Annotated in this window: 3 protein-coding genes and 1 tRNA gene; 2 read left to right on the top strand and 2 right to left on the bottom strand. The window is 42.5% G+C overall.

Annotation, left to right across the window (positions count from 1 at the left end; genetic code table 11):
- Positions 1–74: 74 nt before the first annotated feature.
- Both A3735_RS12830 and A3735_RS12825 read left to right on the top strand, forming a co-directional pair.
- On the top strand, positions 75–809 hold the full coding sequence (locus A3735_RS12830) for a TIGR04219 family outer membrane beta-barrel protein (RefSeq protein ID WP_068507795.1): 735 nt from the start codon (positions 75–77) through the stop codon (positions 807–809).
- 118 nt (positions 810–927) lie between these two features.
- Positions 928–1,004: transfer RNA gene (locus A3735_RS12825), tRNA-Val, on the top strand.
- Between the two features lie 50 nt (positions 1,005–1,054).
- Here the strand turns inward: A3735_RS12825 and A3735_RS12820 are convergent.
- A complete protein-coding gene (locus A3735_RS12820; protein ID WP_068507793.1) occupies positions 1,055–2,065 on the bottom strand; it encodes a hypothetical protein in 1,011 nt (336 codons plus the stop codon).
- 18 nt (positions 2,066–2,083) lie between these two features.
- Positions 2,084–3,029, bottom strand: a 946-nt coding sequence (locus tag A3735_RS12815) for a putative solute-binding protein (protein WP_231882553.1), incomplete at its 5' end; no start/stop codon positions are given.

The raw sequence follows: 3,029 nt of genomic DNA, 5'->3' as shown, positions 1-3,029 counted from the left end.
AGCAAAATCAAAAACTCCCTCTATACTTACGCTAATAGTTTTATTCTTAAGAGAATTCAATAAGGTAAGTATCTATGAAAAAAGTTACAAAACTCCTCGCTCCTTTCGTTTTGGCTGCAAGCGCCACGGCTCAAGCCGATTTTATTGGCGGTACTGTTGAAGCAAGTTATTGGTATGCAGGCATTGGTGGTGATGCCACCGCTGGTGAAACAGTTGATTTTGAAAAAGACCTAGGTTTCGAAGACGATAGTTTCTTCGAACTCGCGGCTTCATTTGAACACCCCGTGCCACTGATTCCAAATATAAAGGTCCGACTAACTTCCCTTGATCAGACTGAATCTGGCGAAATTGATGAAGCAGGCGATGGTTTTGCTGGTGTGGAAGGGCCTGTTACGACTAATTTAGACCTGACTCACTATGATGTAATTGCTTACTATGAAATTCTCGATAACTGGGTTTCGGTTGATGTTGGTTTAGATATTAAGGTTTTTGACGGTCAGCTTAATGTTGAGGGTGATACAGAAAGCTCGACCTCTACTATTGATAACTTTCTACCGCTGCCCTATGCAAAAGCTGAAGTAGAGCTGCCTTTTACTGGTATGGCAGTTGGCGCTGAGTTATCGGGTATTTCGTATTCTGGTAATGGTATTTATGATGCCCGTGCCCGTATTCGTCAAAATATTAGCTTAGCATTTGTTGAGCTAGGCTATCGCACTATGGCAATCAAGATTGATGATATAGGCAGTGCTGATATCGAAGTTGATGTTGATTTTAGCGGTGTTTACTTAAGTACAGGCTTAGATTTCTAGATATAAAGTGCAATCTAGATTCGTAAGAATATTTTTCTAATATTCTCATTGCAAGGCGCTGAATTGTTTGATAAATTACGCGCCTTATTCAAGTCGCTCTCCTTGCGATGCTTGAAATAGGACTATAGCTCAGTTGGTTAGAGCGCTACCTTGACATGGTAGAGGTCGGCAGTTCGAATCTGCCTAGTCCTACCAATTTCCCTATTCGCTCCTTATTTTTATAGTTGTGGCATGTCGCGATCGTTCTAGCGATTTAAAAATACAAATTTTGGATAGCCTCCAAGTGCATAGCTAACCTCGTAAGTTGCTTCACCATTCAATTGCGATATTTCTAAACAAGGCCTCGGGAGAGATAGGTCGCAATCACCGTTGCTCAATATGTAATCTTTGTACGCTTGTATTGTAGTTGTCTGGAATAGGGAGTGGCGACCTGATAGATTTTGTTTGGGGAGTGTGAAGCTGCAGCAGTAAAAGGATAGCTCAGCGTTGGAGCTATTGTTTTTTGCTTCAGCGCAATATTTAACTGCGTGTTTTGGCGTTAGGTCTATTAACCTTGCAACCGGGTAGAATGTAGCGTTTGCAGAATCAGCGCTGTTATTCTTCACAACCTTAAGCTCTAAAGACACATTAATAGATTGTGGAATAAATATACCATGCGGCTTAAGTTGGTCTGCTAGGTTTGCCGTTATTTCTACTTGAGGCTCATGCTCAAGAGACTTCTGCATTGTTTCGCTGATGATAATGTCGAGTGTATCAGGGTGCTGGTATTCACAGGCATTAGCGTTGACAAGGTGACTGGAATACTTCGTTAATTCAAAGGCCTGTAATAGGCGTTCAACACTGTCAAGCGATTCTTGATGGATATCTAAAAAGTATGGTTCTATTTCATCAGAGCAAAACTGAGTTAGTAGCGGTAGTAGGAGCGTTGCGTAGGGCCCGCAGCCAGCGTAAAGAATTTTTATTGGCTGATCGATAGAGTTGGCTAATGTATCGCTTATAGCGGCATTGACAGCCTGAATGAAGGTTATGCTGCGCTGATGATCAAGTGTGCACTGAGCTGCTGCTTCCGAGCAAATAGCTAAGCCTTGAGGGAGGTATGAATCACTCGCCCATGCATCGAAGGCAGGAGATGCTGTTATACCGCCAAGATCACTACAGACCTTTGCATAGTCCTCTAAGGCTTTTGTTTTGTATGAATATGGCGACGACTTATCCAGGATAGCCTTCGTTATTTCTTCTAATTTGGAGCGGTTCATCGTTTGCTCTATTGCCGCTTAGATCCAGCCAAATAGAAAGTCCCATAAACTCCATGACTCTTTTTTCTCAAGCTCATTTTTTGCTTGTTCAAGTACGATGCGTTCTTGTTCTAAGGCTTTCTTTTCTTCTTCTAGCTTGAGTTTTTCTTGCGCTATTCGTTGTTCTTCAATACGGCGCTCTTCCTCAAGTCGTGCTTGTTCTTGCTGTTGCTGGGCTAGAAGCTGCTTTTCCTCTTCAAGCTTGCGTTGCTCTTGTTCTTTTTGCTCTTGAAGCCGCTTCTCTTCTTCTGCTCTTTGTTTAGCTAAGCGTTCAGCTTCAGCTTTTTTTGCGTGAGCGATGCGCTCGGCTTCGAGCTTCTTTTTAGCAGCTGCGTCTGCTTGGGCCTTTTGCTTCTCTATGTTGTTCTTTTTGACGCGTTTGCTAACCACCTTGGGCGGTGCTTTGCATTCGCCACGAGAAGGGTCTAGACGGCAGCGAATTTTCCAGAATAACTTCAGTGCGGTAGGGTTGTTGATCTGATCGTCTTGTAAGGCAAGTCTAATGCGTTTACTGAAGTGATCAATCTCATCCTTTACGAATTGATTAGTTTTAATCCAGTAGTGCTTGGGGATTTCCTCTTCGGCATCAACTACCATTTTGTTCATCGCTTTCATTCGTGTCAGCATGTAGTTTCGCATTTTATTCCCGAAATCCTCAGGGAACTGATCACGACGAGCAATGGTTTGAAGCATTCCGTAATATAGCCGGTAATCAATAATTCCTCCTTTATCTGCAAGACCCTCGTAAAGCTCAAAGGTGTTGTAGGCAAGAGCGGGCATGATCACAATATCAACTTCGCCGGTTTTAAATTTATCTGCAAAGTTTGATAGTGTTACCGTGACAGGTTTGGACTTAGATAAACTTGCAAATTTATACATTTGCGGATCATTATTCAAAATCGCAATCTTTTGACCAGAAAATTCG

The organism is Oleiphilus sp. HI0061 (genome assembly GCF_001635675.1).
The sequence above is the reverse complement of the archived record's forward strand: the minus strand, read 5'-3'. Positions and strand labels throughout refer to the sequence as shown.

Bases quoted from the DNA above. Each gene is read 5' to 3' on its own strand.
- A3735_RS12830 (WP_068507795.1), top strand. From the start codon at position 75: ATGAAAAAAGTTACAAAACTCCTCGCTCCTTTCGTTTTGGCTGCAAGC.
- A3735_RS12820 (WP_068507793.1), bottom strand. From the start codon at position 2,065: ATGAACCGCTCCAAATTAGAAGAAATAACGAAGGCTATCCTGGATAAG.